The organism is Rhodopseudomonas sp. RCAM05734 (assembly GCF_052658035.1).
Window position 1 is genome coordinate 513,031 of sequence record NZ_CP199742.1, and the last position, 14,909, is coordinate 527,939.

A 14,909-nucleotide genomic window follows, 5' to 3' on the forward strand; every position below is an offset into this window, starting at 1 on the left:
ACATAGGTCCGTTATTGCGCGCGCTCAGGCGACGATGTCGTTGTGCAGAATGCCGATGCCTTCGATTTCGGCGGTGACCTTGTCGCCCTTGACCAGGAAACGCGGCGGCGTCATCGCATAGCCGACGCCGGACGGCGTGCCCGTGGCGATCACATCGCCGGGCTCCAGCGTCATGCCACGCGACAGGTGCTCGAAGATCTCCGGGATCGGGAAGATCATCCGGCTGGTGCGGCTGTCCTGGCGCAGCTCGCCATTGACGGTGCTGCTGATGCGGAGATCGCCGACATTCGGCAGCGCCGATACGTGGACGACCACCGGCCCGAACGGACAGGAGCGATCGAGGCCCTTGCCCTTGAACCATTGTCCGTAGCGGCGCTGCATGTCGCGGCCGGTGATGTCGTTGATGATCGAGTAGCCGAACACGTGATCGAAGGCATCCTTCGCTGCAATGTTGCTGCCGCCCCGCCCGACGATCACGGCAAGCTCGACCTCGTAATCCAGCTGTTCGGTGACATTGGCGTGCTGCGGAATGCTGTCGCCGTCGGCGATCACCGCGGTCGGCGGCTTGGTGAAGATCTCCGGCACCACAGGCAGCGGCGCCGGCGCCTTGCCCTGGGCGCGCATGCCCTCGTCGATATGCTCCTTGTAGTTCCGTCCGACGCAGAATACGTTCTTCTTCGGCCGCGGGATCGGCGCCAGCAGCTTCAGTGACCCGCGCGCCAGCAGTCCGGTCGGCTTGCCGGCGGCGAGATCGCGGACGATCGCCAGCCCGGGCTCACCGGCCTCGGCGAGCTCGCCGACATGGTGCGGCGCGACAACTGCGCCGGACTTTGGCCAGGCCGCGGTGAGGTCAAGTACATCATCGCCGGTGAGCAGACCGAGATGCGATCCGTCCGCGGCAGCAAAGGTCAAAAAGATCATTCGGATTTTCCGTTTTGCTTGAGGTTGTCAAAGTCGGTGAGCGAGGCATTCGCCTGATCGCGCAACAGGCGGACATGGGACCGCGCCAGCATCTCGGCCCGATCGGGATTGCGCGCCGCGATCGCGTCGATGATGCCGTAGTGCTCGTGAAACGATTGCGCGCCGCGGTTCAGACGCTCAATGAAGCGCAAGCCGGACATTTTCAGGTGCCCGAAGGATTGCCAGGTCTTGTCGAGCAGCGAATTGCCGCTCTCGCGGATCAGCAGCGCGTGAAAGGCCGTGTTGGCCTCGGCGTATTCCGCCGGCCGCGCCAGCGCCCCGGCTTCGTCGAAGCCGGCGAACACCGCACGCAGCCGGCCGGCGACATCCGCTGCACCGTTGGCGGCAACCTCACGCGCCGCGAGCCCCTCGAGCATTTCGCGGATCGACAGCCACTCCAGATATTCCGGCAGCGAGGTCGGCATCAGCCGTGCGCCGCGGCGCGGCCGGAACGACACCAGTCCCTCCTGCTCCAGCCGGCGCATCGCCTCGCGCACCGGCGTCCGGCTGACGCCGAGCTCCGCCGCCAGTTCTTCCTCGCGCACCCGTACCGGCACATCGATGCCGACCGCCCGCGCGCTCAGCAGCAGCTTGAGGGCGGCATAGACTTCATCCCGCAGATAGGGCCGGGCGGCGATCGGACGCTGGTTCATGAATTTTGTATATGTATACAAAATTTAAGTGTCCAATATATTTCATCTGCTTGCTTGTTCGCATATGCAGCATATCGCAGATGGATAGCAACGGCCGGTGCGATCTGGCGTCGCACCGATCCGGGCCGTGCGGCGCCTCGTCAACGGTCTCGCTGTGTCGCAGGGCGCCGGGAAGCGCACGAGGCGGCGCGCATGCGCCGCCTCGTGGTAGTCGATGCGCCTACCGCGGAGACGCCGTCACCACCGGTACTTCATCCCCGCATAGACCGCGCGGCCGGTGCCGGGCTCGAACAGGGCCGAACTGGCAGTCGCCTTGTCGAGGATCGAGGCCGAAGCGATGTAGGCCTTGTTGGTGATGTTGCGGGCCTCGATATAGGCCGACACCGGTCCACCATTGTCGATGCCGGCCTTGAGGCCCAGCAGGGCGTAGGGCTCGGTCTTCAGCGTATTGGCGCTGTCGACATAATAGGATTCCGGCACCCATTCGAGATTGGGGCCCATGTAGAATCCGTTGGCATGCTTGTAGAGCAGTTCGGCACGCAGATAATGCCGCGGCGCGCCGGGCAGGACGTTGTTGCCGTAAAGCACATCATTATCGAAGCGGAAGTCGTTCAGCGTATAGGCGAGGTTCAGCCACAGCTTGTCGGGTGCCGGGCCGGTGTCGAACAGTCCCTTGAAGAGCGCTGCACCGACGCCGGCCTCGATGCCCTGGTGGATCGTGCGATCGGCATTGGTCACGTTGCAGTTGCCGGACGCGCTGTACAGGCATTGCAGCTCGTTGCGGATATTGGCGCGATAGAAACCGAGCTCCCAGGTCAGATCAGGGCGCTTGCCGCGGGTGCCTATTTCATAGGTTGTCGCGGTCTGCGGCCGGATACTGGTGAAGGGGATTGTCGGGATGCCCGGGCCCGATGCGCTCTCGCCGAAGCTTGGCACCTCGGCGCTGCGCGAGACGTTGCCATAGGCCTGCCAGGTGGGATCGATGTTCCACAGCAGCCCGCCCTTCGGACTCCACAGGCTGAAGCTGGTCGAGCCGGACTGGTCGCCATCGCTCAGGAAACGATCCTGGCGGTTGCGCGTCGCATAGAGGAACTGGGTGCCGGCTACGGCCGCCACCGTCGGCAGGAAGTAGAAGGAATCCTCGACATAGACCGAGGTGTTCTTCGAACTGTCGATCGACGACGAGGCCAGCGCACCCTTCTGGCCGCCGACATTGACATATTGCTTGTTGTCGATCCGGCCGTTGATGACGTTGACGCCGGCGACCAGAACGTTGCGGAAGCCACCGATATTGCGGTCGTCGGTGGCTTTGGCGAAGCCGCCGTAGTCCTGGTAGTGATAGTCAAGCCACTGGAAGATCGGGTGCATCAGGTGACGGTCGACGCCGAAGGCGCCGAATTCCACCGTGGTGTCGTCGAAGCGCAGGGTGGTCTTGTTGGCCAGCCTGACGGTGTCGATGTTGCGCTGCTGGTCGAGCGTGACATTGCCGGCGGCCGCCGTGGTCGGCGAGGTCAGCGCCGACTGCTTGGTGACACTGCCGGGAATTCGCTGCCGCACCTCGTTGGCATTGAGATAGAAGCGGGTCTCGGCGTCCGGCGAGAACTGGTAGCCGACATTGCCGCTGACGCGGGTCGAATGGCCGTCGCTATGGTCGCGAAAACCGGAGGCCTCCTGGTTCGAGGCGGTGATGTAGCCATCCCACGGACCGTTGGCGCCGCCGGCATTGGCCTGCAGCCGGCGATAGCCGAACGCGCCGAAATCCAGCGAGGCGCCGTTGGGGAACGGATCGCGGCCGGTGGGCGTGACGAAATTGATCGCGCCGCCCAGCGAATTGGCGCCGAAGCGCAGCGCGTTGCCGCCCTTGTAGACCTCGACGTATTTATAGGCCGAGGGATCGATCTCCTGGAAATCACCGTAGCCGTCGGCGGTGTTGATGGGGATACCATCCATATACGGCTGGACGCCGCGCAGATGGAAGTTGCGCGACAGGCTGGAGCCGCGAATCGACAGGCGGGTGTCATCGCCCCACTTGGGCTGCGCGAACACGCCGGGCACGTAGTCGAGGATGTCCTTGATGCTGTTACCGACAGTGGAGTTCTTCCACGCATCGGCCGTGACCAGCGCCACCCCTCCGGGGGTCTGCTGGATCTCGCGCAGCGCCTGCTGCGCGGTCAGGACCGTCAGCGAACCCGGCACGCCGGGCGCATCGGGCTGCGTGACGACCACGGCCGCCCGGCGCGAGGCGCGGCTTGAGGGTGCCACGGCAGCATTGCGCGGCGGGCGCGGGGCGACGGCGCGCTTCTGCTGCGGGGCATCGATGGTGACCGGCGGAAGCGCGGATTGCGAAGCTGTTTGCGCCTGCGCGGACAGCGATACGAGCATGGCGGCAGACGCGAGCATGATGCTGCGCAGCCGCGTGACAACGGATGACATGGATGACTCCAGCGAACTGAATTGACGATGATGTTGAATGCGCCGGGGATGATCCCGGCCCGGTCGTCAGCTCAGGCGCGGTGGCGCACGGGCCTGGTGGCTGGAGGTGGCCGCGCGGGTGGCGACGCTGCCACCCGGCGTGAAGGCCGGCGGCGACGCGACGGCGACCCGCACGGCGAAGGACGGGCCGGTGGGCGGCAGCGCCCCAGCCGCATGGTGGTTGCCGACACAAAGCGGGCAATGCACGACCGCCTTGCCGGTGGATTTCCCGGCGTCGTCATGAGCGGCGGCAAGGTCGGGATTGTTGGCACAGATCTCGAAACCGGCGGCGGCAGCCACCGGCGACAACGACGCCAGCAGCATGCTGGACAGCATGACGTTCAGCACAAGCGCATAGGCCGCGACAAACGATGCCACGGCGCCAACGATGCGTTTGCGCGAAAGGTGTTTCAAGATCAGCTCCCCAACTTTGGAATATCACGGCAGCTCATGCTGTCAAAGCCGGTTCCATTGCGACTCGTCCAACAATTCGGCAAAGGCCGCCAACATGCCGCGTCCTCCGGCCGATGATGTGGCCCGATCACCACAGCGCCACGCAAACTGCTCCGGCAGCGCGCGACTAACGCGAATGTCACTTCCTAAATCAGGCTCCAGGCCCCAACCGAAGCGGAGCAATGGATTGCGCGTTTCGGCGCGCGAAAGGCACGACAAGGGAACTTTGATGACGGGTTTGGGCGGATCTCGTGGGTTGCGCTTGCTGGCGCTTTTGATGGTCTCGGCATCGCTGGCCGGTTGCGCGAGCAGCGGCGGGCTGAACAATCTTGCCGGCGGCGCTTCGGCAAGTTACGCCGCGATGAGCGACGGCGGCCATGAGCTGCCTGCCATCGACGTCAGCGAGATCGACCCTGCGATGCTGCGCCAGCCGGTCGAGTATCGCACCCGGGAACCCGCCGGCACCATTGTCGTCGACACCGCCGCGCGCCACCTCTATCTGGTCGAGGGCAACGGCCGCGCCATGCGTTACGGCATCGGCGTCGGCAAGGCCGGCCTCGCCTTCGCCGGCAATGCCACCATCAAACGCAAGGCGGAATGGCCGCACTGGAGCCCAACCGAGAACATGATGAACCGCGAGCCGGCACGCTACCGCAAGATGGCAGGCGGCATGAGCGGCGGCATCGACAATCCGCTCGGCCCGCGCGCCATGTATCTCTACCAGGGCGACCGCGACACCATGTTCCGGATCCATGGCACGACTGAACCGGAAACCATCGGCCACGCCGTCTCCAGCGGCTGCATCCGGCTGATGAACCAGGACATCGTCGACCTCTACAGCCGGGTCAAGAACGGCGCCCGCGTCGTGGTGATCCAGGGCGGCCGCGCCGCCGAGTCCTGAACGCCGATATAGCGTGATTGCCAGCGATCGCCGCGAGGACGCGTGTTGATCGATGGTCCGGCGAAGGCGTTCAACAAACCGCTGAGCTAGCCTCGGGCGTCGTGCGAGATGCCGAGCAGGCCGGCAAGGCGCTGCCGCGGCTGCACCAGATCGGCCAGCGTGTACTCTTCGAGCACCGCCATGAAGGCATCGCGGGCCTTTTCCAGCGCGCGTCGCAGCACGCAGGACGGCCGGATCGCGCAGGGCGCGTCGAGCGGCTTGAAACACTGCACGATCGCCATATCCGGCTCAGTGTAGCGCACCACCTCGGCGAGCACGATCGCGCCGACCGGCCTGGCCAGCCGCAACCCGCCGCCGCGGCCGCGCACCGTCTCGACAAAGCCGCCGACGCCGAGCTGGTGCGCCACCTTCATCAGGTGGTTTTCCGAGATGTCATAGCTCGCCGCGATGTCGGCAATGGTCGAAAGCTGGTCCGGCTTCAGCGCCAGATACATCAGCATGCGCAAGGCGTAGTCCGAGTAGATGGTAAGGCGCATGGCTGGTCTCCTGGGCTCCGTTTAAAGAAGTATTTTAAATATTGCTTTTAGGCAAGCCGCGATCTATATGAGGTTCGTCGTTCACGACGGGAGCGTTTCATGACCAAAGCCGCACTCAGTGACACTATTGCCCGCCCGTTCCTGTGGCCTGGCACCATCGCCTGCAACGCGCTCGGGCTACACGATCACAACGACTTGGTGCGGATGCTGGTCAATTCGCTGATCTGGACCGTGGTCGGCGTGACGATCGCCGCATTCGTCATATGAGCGCGGTGAACGACAGGCTGCACCACGTCTCGGAGGACGGCATCCGGCAGCTGGTCGATGCCTTCTACGTGAAGGTACGCGCCGACGCCGAGCTTGGACCGGTATTCGCGGCCGTCATCCCCGGTGACGACTGGCAGCCGCATCTCGACAAGATGTATGCGTTCTGGTCGTCGGTGATGCTGACCTCAGGCTGCTACAAGGGCAATCCGGTGATGAAGCACGCGGCGGTGCCCAGCATGAAACCTGAGCTGTTCGCCCGCTGGCTGGTGCTGTTCGACGAGACCTGCCGCGAGATGTTCGATGCGGCCGTCACCGCCGCATTCAGGGAAAAGGCCGAGCGCATCGCCGAGAGCCTGAAGCTGGCGTTGTTCTATCGCCCAGACCGCCCATGGCCGCCGCAGCCCACGGCATGATCTTCGTCGCCCCCGACAACTGCATCAAGCGGCGAAGGCGGGCGACATAATCCGGTCGATTTTTCCCGATAGCTGAACGGTTTAGTGAGTTGCGGGGGCGCGCTCAGTTCCATTCGATCAGCATCGGGACCGACCATGCCCCCATCAACTGCTCCTGCCCCCTCGCCTTCCTTGCAACTGTCGAGGGGCGTCGCGCGCCTCGAGGGCACGCTGAAGCTGACCACCGCGATCCTGGCGCTGGCCGCCGGTGTCTACACCTATCTCGGCGTCCGCGAATTGCTCAACGGCAGTCCGACCACGGTGTTCTTCGCCGCGGTGATCTATTCCGTCGCGGTGTCCGTCGGCATCTACGCCTTCTGGGTGTTCCTGATGCAGTTCATGCCGCATGTGGTCAGTCGCAGCGGCCGCAACCTGATGTTCGGTTGCATGCTGCTGGGCTCGCTGATGATCGTGGCGATGTCGTCGTGGCTCAACGCCTCGGCTCTGGCCGGCGCCGCCGCGATCCAGCAGCATCTGGCGATTACCGTGCAGAACTACACCCGCGATCTCGACACCGCCAATACCAATGCCATTGCCGCGCAGGGCCTTCTGCCGGACATCCAGCTGGCCTCCGCGCGCTTCGCCAAGCTGGCCGACGCCGAGCGCGCGGGCTCGCTGACCGGCACCTCCGGCTCCGGCACCGTGGTGCAGCTTCTCACCCAGATGTCCGGGCAACTCGATGCGCTGGGCCAGGAGGTCCAGGCCTCCGGCAAGCGCGTCACCGCGCTGTTCGAACAGGGCGGCAAGCATCTCGCGAAAATGCGCGAGCTGATTTCCGACCGCGGCCCGATCGCCAGCCGCAGCGACGCTTTCGCGACGGAGTCGCTGGCGCTGATGGGGGTGATCGCCAACCTGCAGCAGACCTCGGTTGCCCCCGCGGTGAAACGCGCTTCGGTCTCGTTGTCGTCGGGCTTCATCGCGCCGGCAGCAGGCGGCCGAAGCGGCGACCTTGCCGACCGGCAGACGGCGGTGGTCAGCAAGGTCGAGGGTTCGATCGCCGCACAGGCCGCGTCATTGTCCGATGCAGCCGACAAGATCCTGCAGACCCCGCGGGTCGAGCCCGGTCGCTTCCAGGCCATGTCGCCGGCCGAAGCCGTGCTGCGCTATGCTGGCGACTTCATCCCGAGCTGGGCCGGCGCCATCTCCATCGACCTGATGCCGGCCGTGCTGGTGCTGATCCTCTGCGTGGTCCACGCCGCGATCCGTCGCGAGGGCCTGCCGGTGGCCAGCGCCTCCACCATGACCGCCGGCGAATTGCTGTCCGCCTTGCAGATGGCGCGCGAAATCGAGACCGCGCGACGGGCGGTGCCTGGCGAGACCGCACCGGATGATGCAACGGCGCCCGCGGCGACGAACGACGAGAACGTCACGCCGCTGTCGTCGGCGCGCGGCCCGAAGTAACCCGCCATGGCATCCGCGCCCTCCCCCTGCAGCAACGCTTTCACGCATGGCTCGGCGACAATCCCGACGAGGCCATGCTGCGCTTCATCTTTCGTGGCGTCGCGGCCGCGACCATCGCTGTGCTGGCGCTCGATCTCGCCACCATGAACGGGCTGCTGAAGAGCGACGACATCGCACTGACACCCGCAGAGGTGCGCGAGAACGCCCCGGGCTTCGGACTGCCGGCTATGCCGGCGATCCTCGCGCCATGGTTGCCCGGCGGCGACCGCCGCCTCGCACCGCTGCCGCAGCCGGACGGCGCGCTGCGCAAGCCGATGAGCTTCGAACTGATCGGCGGCGGCAAGTTGATGGCCACCGGCACCATCACGCCCGGGGTATCGGAAGCCTTCGCTGCCGAAATCGCCCGGCGCGGCGACTATGTGAAGACCGTGGTACTGAACTCGCCGGGCGGCTCCGTTGGCGACGCGCTGGCCATGGGCCGGCTGATCCGCGACAGGAAACTCGCCACCGAGGTCGAGGCCGGCAAATACTGCGCATCGAGCTGCCCGCTGGTGTTCTTCGGCGGCGTCGAACGCCGTGCTGGCGACAAGGCCGCCATCGGCGTGCACCAGGTATTCGCCATGAGCCCCTCCGATCCGGCGGCGCCGCGCGACGACATGAGCGATGCGCAGCGCATCTCGGCACGCTGCCAGCGCTACCTCGGCGACATGGGCATCAACCTGCAAGCCTGGGTGCACGCCATGGAAACGCCAAAGGACCGGTTGTTCATCTTCCGGCCAGATGAGCTGAAGACGCTCAACATCGTGACGGCGGGAGTGGATGCCACACCGCCAGCCGCTCCCGTACCGGCGGCTTCGTCACCCCCTGCGGCAAAGACGCGTTCCTGACTCAGGAACTATCCCGGCGGAACCACGTTGATGCGGTCAATGGAGGATTTGCCATGCGGATGTTTCTGGGAATGATTTTGGGTGCACTGTTTCTCACCCTCGGCGTCTACATCTACGATTCGATGTCGACGTCCAGCGTCGCGAATGGCCAGGTGGCGCAGGAGCGCCGGACCATCGTCAACTGGGATGTCGCCGAGACCAACTGGGAAGCACTGAAGGTGCGCACCAAGAGCGACTGGGTCAAGCTGACGTCTAACTAACACTGCCGGATTTACCGAGAGCGCGCTCGTCACGGGATGAGCGCGCTTTTGCGTGTCCGCTACTTCTTTGCGTTCGCCTTGCGCGCATCGGCGATGGCCTGGCCGAACTGCTCCTTCGTCAGCGCGCCCGGCACGCGAAACTTGCCGATGATGAAGGCCGGAGTGCCGCCGAAGCCGAATGCAGTTGCCTGCGCGTCGGTGCGCTTCAGAACAGCATCAATGATCGCCTTGTTGGTCTCCATGTCGCGCAGGGCGCGATCGACATCGATTCCGGCACCGGCGAGGCGCTCGCGAACGCCGGACTCGGTGAGCTTGACGTCGAGGGAGATCAACGCGTCGTGCGCCTCGACGAACTTGTCCTGAAACTTGGTCGCCAGCGCCAGCCGCGAGGCATAGACCGACACCGGGCCGAGGATCGGCCAGTCCTTGAACACCAGCTTGACCTTGCCGTCGTCCGTTACAGCCCCGCGCAGGGCCGGTTCGAGCTTGCGGCAATACGGGCACTGGTAGTCGAAGAATTCGACGATGGTGATATCGCCCTTGGCATTGCCGGCGACCGGGATGTCGGGATCGCGCAGCACCGCTGCCTCATTCAGCACGGTCTCGTCGCCATCCTTGCCGAGTGCCGCCACCGGCGCGCCGTCGATCCCCAACAGCAACGCCCCGGCACCGAGCAGGCCGAGCGCGCCGCGCCGTGTCGGCGTCGCTGCACCGGACAACACAAGGGCGGGATTGAGGCGGTCGGTCATGATGGATCTCCGGAGGACGCGACACGGCGCTCACGTGACATGTCTGTTGCGGGCCAACATATAGAGCGTCACGGGGATAATGATAGACGCGAAACGGCGTTCGGGCGCATCACAAAGCGCGCCGCCGGGCGCGGTCGCCGTGTTCACCCGCGCACCAGCAATGTGACGGCGAGCGGCACCAGCAGTGACGTCACCAGTGCGTTCAAGCTCATGGCGATGCCGGCGAACACACCGGCGATGGCATCGACCTGGAAGGCACGCGCGGTGCCGATACCATGAGAGGCCAGCCCGACGGCAAAGCCGCGGGCGCGAAAATCGGTGATGCCCATGCGATTCATCAGCGGGGTCACGACGATGGCGCCGATGATGCCGGTGAAGATCACCGCCACCGCGGTCAGCGACGGATCGGCGCCGAGGGATTCACTGATTCCCATGGCCACGCCGGCGGTCACCGATTTCGGCGCCAGCGACAGGACCACGTTGCGCGGCAGACCGACGGCCTCGGCCAGCAGCACAATCGACACGATCGCGGTGACGCAGCCGGCCACCAGCGCCGCCAGCATGGGCAGGATGGCCGAGACCACGATCTTGCGGTTCTCGTACAGCGGCACGGCCAGCGCCACTGTGGCCGGCCCGAGCAGGAAGTGCACGAACTGCGCACCGCCGAAATAAGTAGTGTAGGACGTGCCGGTGAGCAGCAGGAATGCGGCGATAATCCACATGGCGTGCAACACCGGATTGGCAAACGGATTCCGACCTGTCCTCAGCGAAAACGCATCGGTAGCGGCATAGACCAGCAACGTGACCGTCAACCACAGCAGTGGCGACTGCGACAGATACACCCATAGCGAAAATGGATTGGCGGCATTCATGGCGCGGTCCGCCGCGCCAGCAGCCGGCTGGCCAGCAGAAAGGTGCCCACGGTCACCAGCAGCGTGATCACCACGGAGACCGCGAGGATGGCCATGACGGCGATGCCATACTCTGCAATCAGATCAAGTTTCTGCACCACGCCGACGCCAGCCGGCACGAACAGCAGCGACAGGTGCGCCAGCAGTCCCTTTGAAGCCTGCTCAACACCCTGGTCGCACAACGGTCCTATCGCCAGCGGCCTGAAGCGATCGCGCGCCAGCAACAGGACCAGCAGCAACAACAGCCCAAGCACCGGACCCGGCACCGGCCATGCCAGCCCACGGACCACGATCTCGCCGGCCAGCTGGCACAACAGAATCAGCGACAGACTCGCAATCATGGGCTCTCCGCGGGTGTGATTCCGTTATCACCTATCACCCGCGGCCGGGCAATTGTCGATCAGGCGGCGGGCTTCAGCTTCTTGGTGCATTCGCTGTAATAACCACCGCCCTTCTGGATCCATTTCAGGCCGCCATTGGCGTTGGTCGCCTTGTTGGCATTGTACTGGTCGACGCAGGTATGCATGCGGGCCTTGCCGGCGGTTTCCTTGGCGTATTTCGCATCCACGGCGGTCGGGAAGGTGGCCGGCCCTGTCGCGGCCGGCGCGGCGGCCGGTGTTGCTGCGGGCTTCGGCGCAGCGGCCGGCTTGGCCTCCGCCGCCTTTGGCGCGGCCGGAGTCGCAGCCGGCGTTGCCGCGGCGTCGGATGCGCATTCGGCCTTGCGGAAGTCATTCCATTTCTGGCCGTTCAGCGTCCCGGCGGTCTGCGCCGCTTTGTATTTCGCCGAACATTCGGACATGGTCAGCGCCTGCGCGGGCATCGCCGCCGCGGCCATCGCAGCTCCCGACAATGCAAGCGCAGTGAAAAGTCTGGCATGGCGTTTCATCGTTGCATCTCCCTTTTGACGGCCGCAGCCTGTCGAACGGTATCCTAGCGCAGGGTTTCCGGTGGGCAACGCCGTGACCAACGTCGCCCGAAAAATAATTCGATCACGCTGACGCAAGCGAGCCCGATTCATTCACCCGCCGTTCAGGCGACCGGCGCGACGGTCCGCGCCTCTGCAACCCCGAGGTTTTGCCATGATGAGATTCTCTTCGCGTGCCGCCGCAACCGCCATCGTTTCCCTGCTGCTGGCCGGCTCGGCCTTTGCGCAAACGCCGGCGCCGTCACCCATGACGAAATCGGCCCCGGCCGATAAGATGGCGCCTGCCGAGAAGAAGGCCGAGAAACCGCGCACGGAAGCCTCGCTGGAATGCTCCAAGCAGGCCGACGCCAAGGGCCTGCATGGCACCGAGCGCCGAAAATTCCGCTCCGAATGCAAGAAGAACAGCGCCAAGCCCAACTAGGCCTGAAGCGGCGGAGGCCGAGGGCCTCCGCCGCGCATGGCGGCGATGGCCGGACCGCGATTGCCCGGCCTGCCGGACTTTGCCATAAGGCGAACGGGCTCGCCCTGGGCCCGACGGCAGCCCGGCATCGATGCAGTTCACCCTTCCCAGCCGATCGGACATCCGCAGCGTGCTCGAAACGCTGGCGGCAGGCGCAACTGGCGCGGCGCTGTTCTATCTGGCCGAACTGCCGGGCGGGCTGATCTCCGGTGCGATGATCGCCGTGGCGACGCTGGGCATCTCCGGCCGTCCGGTCGGACTGCCGCAGCCGATGGCTCACATCATCCTGATGACCCTCGGCATGTCGCTGGGATCGATGGTGTCGCCAACCATGGTCAAGAACCTCAGCGCCTATCCGCTGACCATCGGCCTGCTGGCACTGGCAACATTCTGCTCCACCTTCGGCAGCAGCCACTACCTGCAACGCTTCCATGGCTGGGACCGCACCTCGGCGCTGCTGGCGGGCAGCCCCGGCGCGCTGTCGCAGATCGTCATGCTGGCCACCGAGCGCAAGGCCGACGTGGCCGGGATCGCCGTCGTGCAGATTTTCCGGGTCATCATCCTCACCGGCGCCGTGCCGCTGCTGCTCGCTGCCACCGGCTTGATGGGCCACGGTCCTTTGCCGTCGCGCGGCGAGCCCGCCACCGCGCTGGCGCTGGCCGAGCTGGCGGTCGCGGCGGTCGCGGTGTCGCTGCTGATGCGCTGGATCAATTTCCCTGCCAGCTGGATGTTCGGCGCGATGATGGCGTCATCGGTGCTGCACGGCGCCGGCTTGGTCGAGGGCACGCTGCCGCAATGGGCCTATATCGCCGCGCTGGTCGGGATCGGCACGCTGATCGGGTCACGCTTCGGCAAGATCCGGCCGCGCACCATTCTCAGCCATATCAACGCCGCCCTGGGATCGTTTGCCGTGGCCATCGCCATTTCCGGGGTATTCGTGCTTGCCATCGTCCTGACCACCCAGGTCAAGCCCTCCGACGTGGTGGTGGCGTTCGCGCCAGGCGCCATGGACGCCATGCTGGCGCTGGCGCTGACCCTGCACATCGATCCCGTCTTCGTCGGCGCGCATCACCTGTCGCGCTTCATCTACGTGTCGATCGTCACGCCCGGCATCGTGCACCTGTTCGGCAAGGCGCAGGACGACATGGACGACTGAACGGACGATCAGGCGCGCCGCGCCGTCCGCTCGATACCCCACAAAGCGATCGCCGCCATCAGCAGCGAGATCAGCACGTTGTAGCCGGCCAGCGACAGGCCGAGAAAGCGCCATTGCACCTCGTCGCAGCGGATCACCTTGACCGTGTTGAGCCGCTCCAGCAGGCTGCCGGCACTGCCGAGATTGCCGACCGGCCCGGTGCAGTCGGTCGGCCCCTGCCACCAGCCCCATTCGACGCCGGCATGGTAGGCGCCGAGCCCGGCATTGCCGAGCGCGGCCAGTGCCAGCAGCAACATGCCGCCCACCAGCACCGCGCGCGGCGCACCCCGTGCGGCGGCAGTCGCCACCAGAGCGGCCAGCGGCACCGCGAGATAATAGGCATAGCGCTGTTCGAGGCACAGCGGACAGGGCACGATGCCGAGCACCAGCCGGAAGAACCACGCCCCGGCCAGGGTCGCCGCAGCGATGACGGCGATGGCGAGTGCGGCCCGCAGCGCCGGGGTGGGTGCAATGGGCTCGGCATGGGATGCCGGCCGGTTCAACGTGGTGGCCATGGTCGCGACGCTCCGGTGTCTGAGCGCGTCCTATCCCGTGCCCCGGTCCTTGTCGAGGCGACCCCGATCGCACTTCCGATCACTCCGGAGCGTTTTGGCCACCCCGCAGGTTGACCCCCACTGCGCGACCGCTATATTCCGCCCGCTTCGCGACCCCGGCCAGCCGGCGGTGGCGATGGCCCCTGTGGCGGAATTGGTAGACGCGCTCGACTCAAAATCGAGTTCCGCAAGGAGTGCTGGTTCGATTCCGGCCAGGGGCACCATTCCCGGTAAAGTTACGAACCGGGTCAGCAAATCGGTCGACCGCGCGGCGGCGATTTCGATATCGAGCAACGCAAATCTCTCCACGACGTGACCTTCGCGACCGTCTCATTTGAGGCGGCGGGCACCTTGCCTATCTGCTTCGATCGGATGCCCCATTCGGCAGGAGTTGCAAGTCATGACCTTCAAGCGTCCGCCACTTTGTCGAAAGTGGTCTGAAAGCGAGGATGAGGAGCTTCGGTGCCTCGCCAAGACGGGAGCAACGCTGCTGCGGGCGACAGCCGCGTTGAACCGACGAGAAAACGTTATTCGCAAGCGCGCGCGGGAATTGGGCCTGTGTCTGGTCGGCATGCGCGAGGCCAAACGCCGCATCCGGTTGCTGACCGAACGGGAGGCGAACGATGACCGATCTCCTGCCCACTCCTAAATGCCCGTCCTGCGGCCTGCCAATGAAGCGACAACGAACAGCCTCAGGCGTTCAGTATGAGTGCAGCGGGCCCGATTGTCGCGATTCCGCCGAGGTCGCGGCGCGCTGGATCGCCAGCAGCCTCAAGCCGCCCTCCGTATAGGGCCGACCGGCCGTGAGGCGACGTCGGCCTAAGCGGCTGACCGAGCTTTCTACGGCCTTCCGGCCGTCGATGTGCTATCCCT

Annotated in this window: 19 protein-coding genes and 1 tRNA gene; 10 read left to right on the plus strand and 10 right to left on the minus strand. The window is 65.5% G+C overall.

Going from position 1 to position 14,909, the window contains the following annotated elements; genetic code table 11:
* Nucleotides 1-24: 24 nt before the first annotated feature.
* The 4 genes from ACUXVA_RS02640 to ACUXVA_RS02655 form a co-directional block, all read right to left on the minus strand.
* A complete protein-coding gene (locus tag ACUXVA_RS02640; protein WP_265081707.1) occupies nucleotides 25-921 on the minus strand; it encodes a fumarylacetoacetate hydrolase family protein in 897 nt (298 codons plus the stop codon).
* Complete coding sequence (locus tag ACUXVA_RS02645) at nucleotides 918-1,613, minus strand: GntR family transcriptional regulator (protein ID WP_265081706.1); 696 nt, start codon at nucleotides 1,611-1,613, stop codon at nucleotides 918-920. The genes ACUXVA_RS02640 and ACUXVA_RS02645 overlap by 4 nt, the downstream gene beginning before the upstream one ends.
* Nucleotides 1,614-1,850: 237 nt before the next feature.
* Nucleotides 1,851-4,046: a TonB-dependent receptor family protein gene (locus ACUXVA_RS02650; protein ID WP_445490708.1), complete on the minus strand. Its 2,196-nt coding sequence runs from the start codon at nucleotides 4,044-4,046 to the stop codon at nucleotides 1,851-1,853.
* A gap of 66 nt (nucleotides 4,047-4,112) precedes the next feature.
* Nucleotides 4,113-4,499 (minus strand): DUF2946 family protein, encoded by a 387-nt coding sequence (locus ACUXVA_RS02655; RefSeq protein WP_265081704.1) that lies wholly within the window; start codon nucleotides 4,497-4,499, stop codon nucleotides 4,113-4,115.
* A gap of 316 nt (nucleotides 4,500-4,815) precedes the next feature.
* On the opposite strand from ACUXVA_RS02655, the gene ACUXVA_RS02660 reads away from it, so the two are divergent.
* Nucleotides 4,816-5,439, plus strand: a complete 624-nt coding sequence (locus ACUXVA_RS02660) for a L,D-transpeptidase (protein WP_445490711.1) — start codon at nucleotides 4,816-4,818, stop codon at nucleotides 5,437-5,439.
* Between the two features lie 86 nt (nucleotides 5,440-5,525).
* Here the strand turns inward: ACUXVA_RS02660 and ACUXVA_RS02665 are convergent, their stop codons facing one another.
* Nucleotides 5,526-5,975, minus strand: coding sequence for an RrF2 family transcriptional regulator (locus ACUXVA_RS02665; RefSeq protein ID WP_265081702.1), 450 nt, complete (start codon nucleotides 5,973-5,975; stop codon nucleotides 5,526-5,528).
* Nucleotides 5,976-6,074: 99 nt separating this feature from the next.
* Between ACUXVA_RS02665 and ACUXVA_RS02670 the strand changes: the two genes are divergently transcribed.
* From ACUXVA_RS02670 to ACUXVA_RS02690, 5 genes are all read left to right on the plus strand, one after another.
* A complete protein-coding gene (locus ACUXVA_RS02670; RefSeq protein WP_265081701.1) occupies nucleotides 6,075-6,242 on the plus strand; it encodes a hypothetical protein in 168 nt (55 codons plus the stop codon).
* Complete coding sequence (locus ACUXVA_RS02675) at nucleotides 6,239-6,655, plus strand: group III truncated hemoglobin (protein ID WP_265081700.1); 417 nt, start codon at nucleotides 6,239-6,241, stop codon at nucleotides 6,653-6,655. Before ACUXVA_RS02670 ends, ACUXVA_RS02675 begins: the two co-directional genes overlap by 4 nt.
* 135 nt (nucleotides 6,656-6,790) lie before the next feature.
* A complete protein-coding gene (locus ACUXVA_RS02680) occupies nucleotides 6,791-8,095 on the plus strand; it encodes a hypothetical protein (RefSeq protein WP_265081699.1) in 1,305 nt (434 codons plus the stop codon).
* A 74-nt stretch (nucleotides 8,096-8,169) separates the two neighbouring features.
* Nucleotides 8,170-8,982, plus strand: coding sequence for a hypothetical protein (locus ACUXVA_RS02685; protein WP_445490714.1), 813 nt, complete (start codon nucleotides 8,170-8,172; stop codon nucleotides 8,980-8,982).
* Between the two features lie 53 nt (nucleotides 8,983-9,035).
* A complete protein-coding gene (locus tag ACUXVA_RS02690) occupies nucleotides 9,036-9,242 on the plus strand; it encodes a hypothetical protein (protein WP_265081698.1) in 207 nt (68 codons plus the stop codon).
* A gap of 59 nt (nucleotides 9,243-9,301) precedes the next feature.
* Here the strand turns inward: ACUXVA_RS02690 and ACUXVA_RS02695 are convergent, their stop codons facing one another.
* The 4 genes from ACUXVA_RS02695 to ACUXVA_RS02710 all read right to left on the minus strand — a co-directional run bounded on the left by ACUXVA_RS02695 (nucleotide 9,302) and on the right by ACUXVA_RS02710 (nucleotide 11,788).
* The gene (locus tag ACUXVA_RS02695; RefSeq protein WP_265081697.1) at nucleotides 9,302-9,991 is read right to left on the minus strand and encodes a DsbA family protein; all 690 of its coding nucleotides are present in this window, start codon (nucleotides 9,989-9,991) and stop codon (nucleotides 9,302-9,304) included.
* A 143-nt stretch (nucleotides 9,992-10,134) separates the two neighbouring features.
* Nucleotides 10,135-10,863, minus strand: a complete 729-nt coding sequence (locus ACUXVA_RS02700) for an LrgB family protein (protein WP_265081696.1) — start codon at nucleotides 10,861-10,863, stop codon at nucleotides 10,135-10,137.
* On the minus strand, nucleotides 10,860-11,243 hold the full coding sequence (locus ACUXVA_RS02705) for a CidA/LrgA family protein (RefSeq protein WP_265081695.1): 384 nt from the start codon (nucleotides 11,241-11,243) through the stop codon (nucleotides 10,860-10,862). The genes ACUXVA_RS02700 and ACUXVA_RS02705 overlap by 4 nt, the downstream gene beginning before the upstream one ends.
* 59 nt (nucleotides 11,244-11,302) lie before the next feature.
* Nucleotides 11,303-11,788, minus strand: coding sequence for a hypothetical protein (locus ACUXVA_RS02710; RefSeq protein ID WP_265081694.1), 486 nt, complete (start codon nucleotides 11,786-11,788; stop codon nucleotides 11,303-11,305).
* Nucleotides 11,789-11,981: 193 nt separating this feature from the next.
* On the opposite strand from ACUXVA_RS02710, the gene ACUXVA_RS02715 reads away from it, so the two are divergent.
* Together ACUXVA_RS02715 and ACUXVA_RS02720 are read left to right on the plus strand one after the other, a co-directional pair.
* Entirely contained in the window at nucleotides 11,982-12,248 is a 267-nt protein-coding gene (locus ACUXVA_RS02715) for a PsiF family protein (protein WP_265081693.1), read from the plus strand.
* A 130-nt stretch (nucleotides 12,249-12,378) separates the two neighbouring features.
* A complete protein-coding gene (locus ACUXVA_RS02720; RefSeq protein ID WP_265081692.1) occupies nucleotides 12,379-13,443 on the plus strand; it encodes an AbrB family transcriptional regulator in 1,065 nt (354 codons plus the stop codon).
* 8 nt (nucleotides 13,444-13,451) lie between these two features.
* Here ACUXVA_RS02720 and ACUXVA_RS02725 read toward each other — a convergent pair whose 3' ends face one another.
* Nucleotides 13,452-13,997 (minus strand): disulfide bond formation protein B, encoded by a 546-nt coding sequence (locus tag ACUXVA_RS02725; protein WP_445490719.1) that lies wholly within the window; start codon nucleotides 13,995-13,997, stop codon nucleotides 13,452-13,454.
* A gap of 178 nt (nucleotides 13,998-14,175) precedes the next feature.
* On the opposite strand from ACUXVA_RS02725, the gene ACUXVA_RS02730 reads away from it, so the two are divergent.
* Together ACUXVA_RS02730 and ACUXVA_RS02735 are read left to right on the plus strand one after the other, a co-directional pair.
* Nucleotides 14,176-14,260: transfer RNA gene (locus ACUXVA_RS02730), tRNA-Leu, on the plus strand.
* 176 nt (nucleotides 14,261-14,436) lie between these two features.
* Complete coding sequence (locus ACUXVA_RS02735; RefSeq protein ID WP_265081690.1) at nucleotides 14,437-14,685, plus strand: hypothetical protein; 249 nt, start codon at nucleotides 14,437-14,439, stop codon at nucleotides 14,683-14,685.
* The last annotated feature ends 224 nt before the right edge of the window (nucleotides 14,686-14,909 follow it).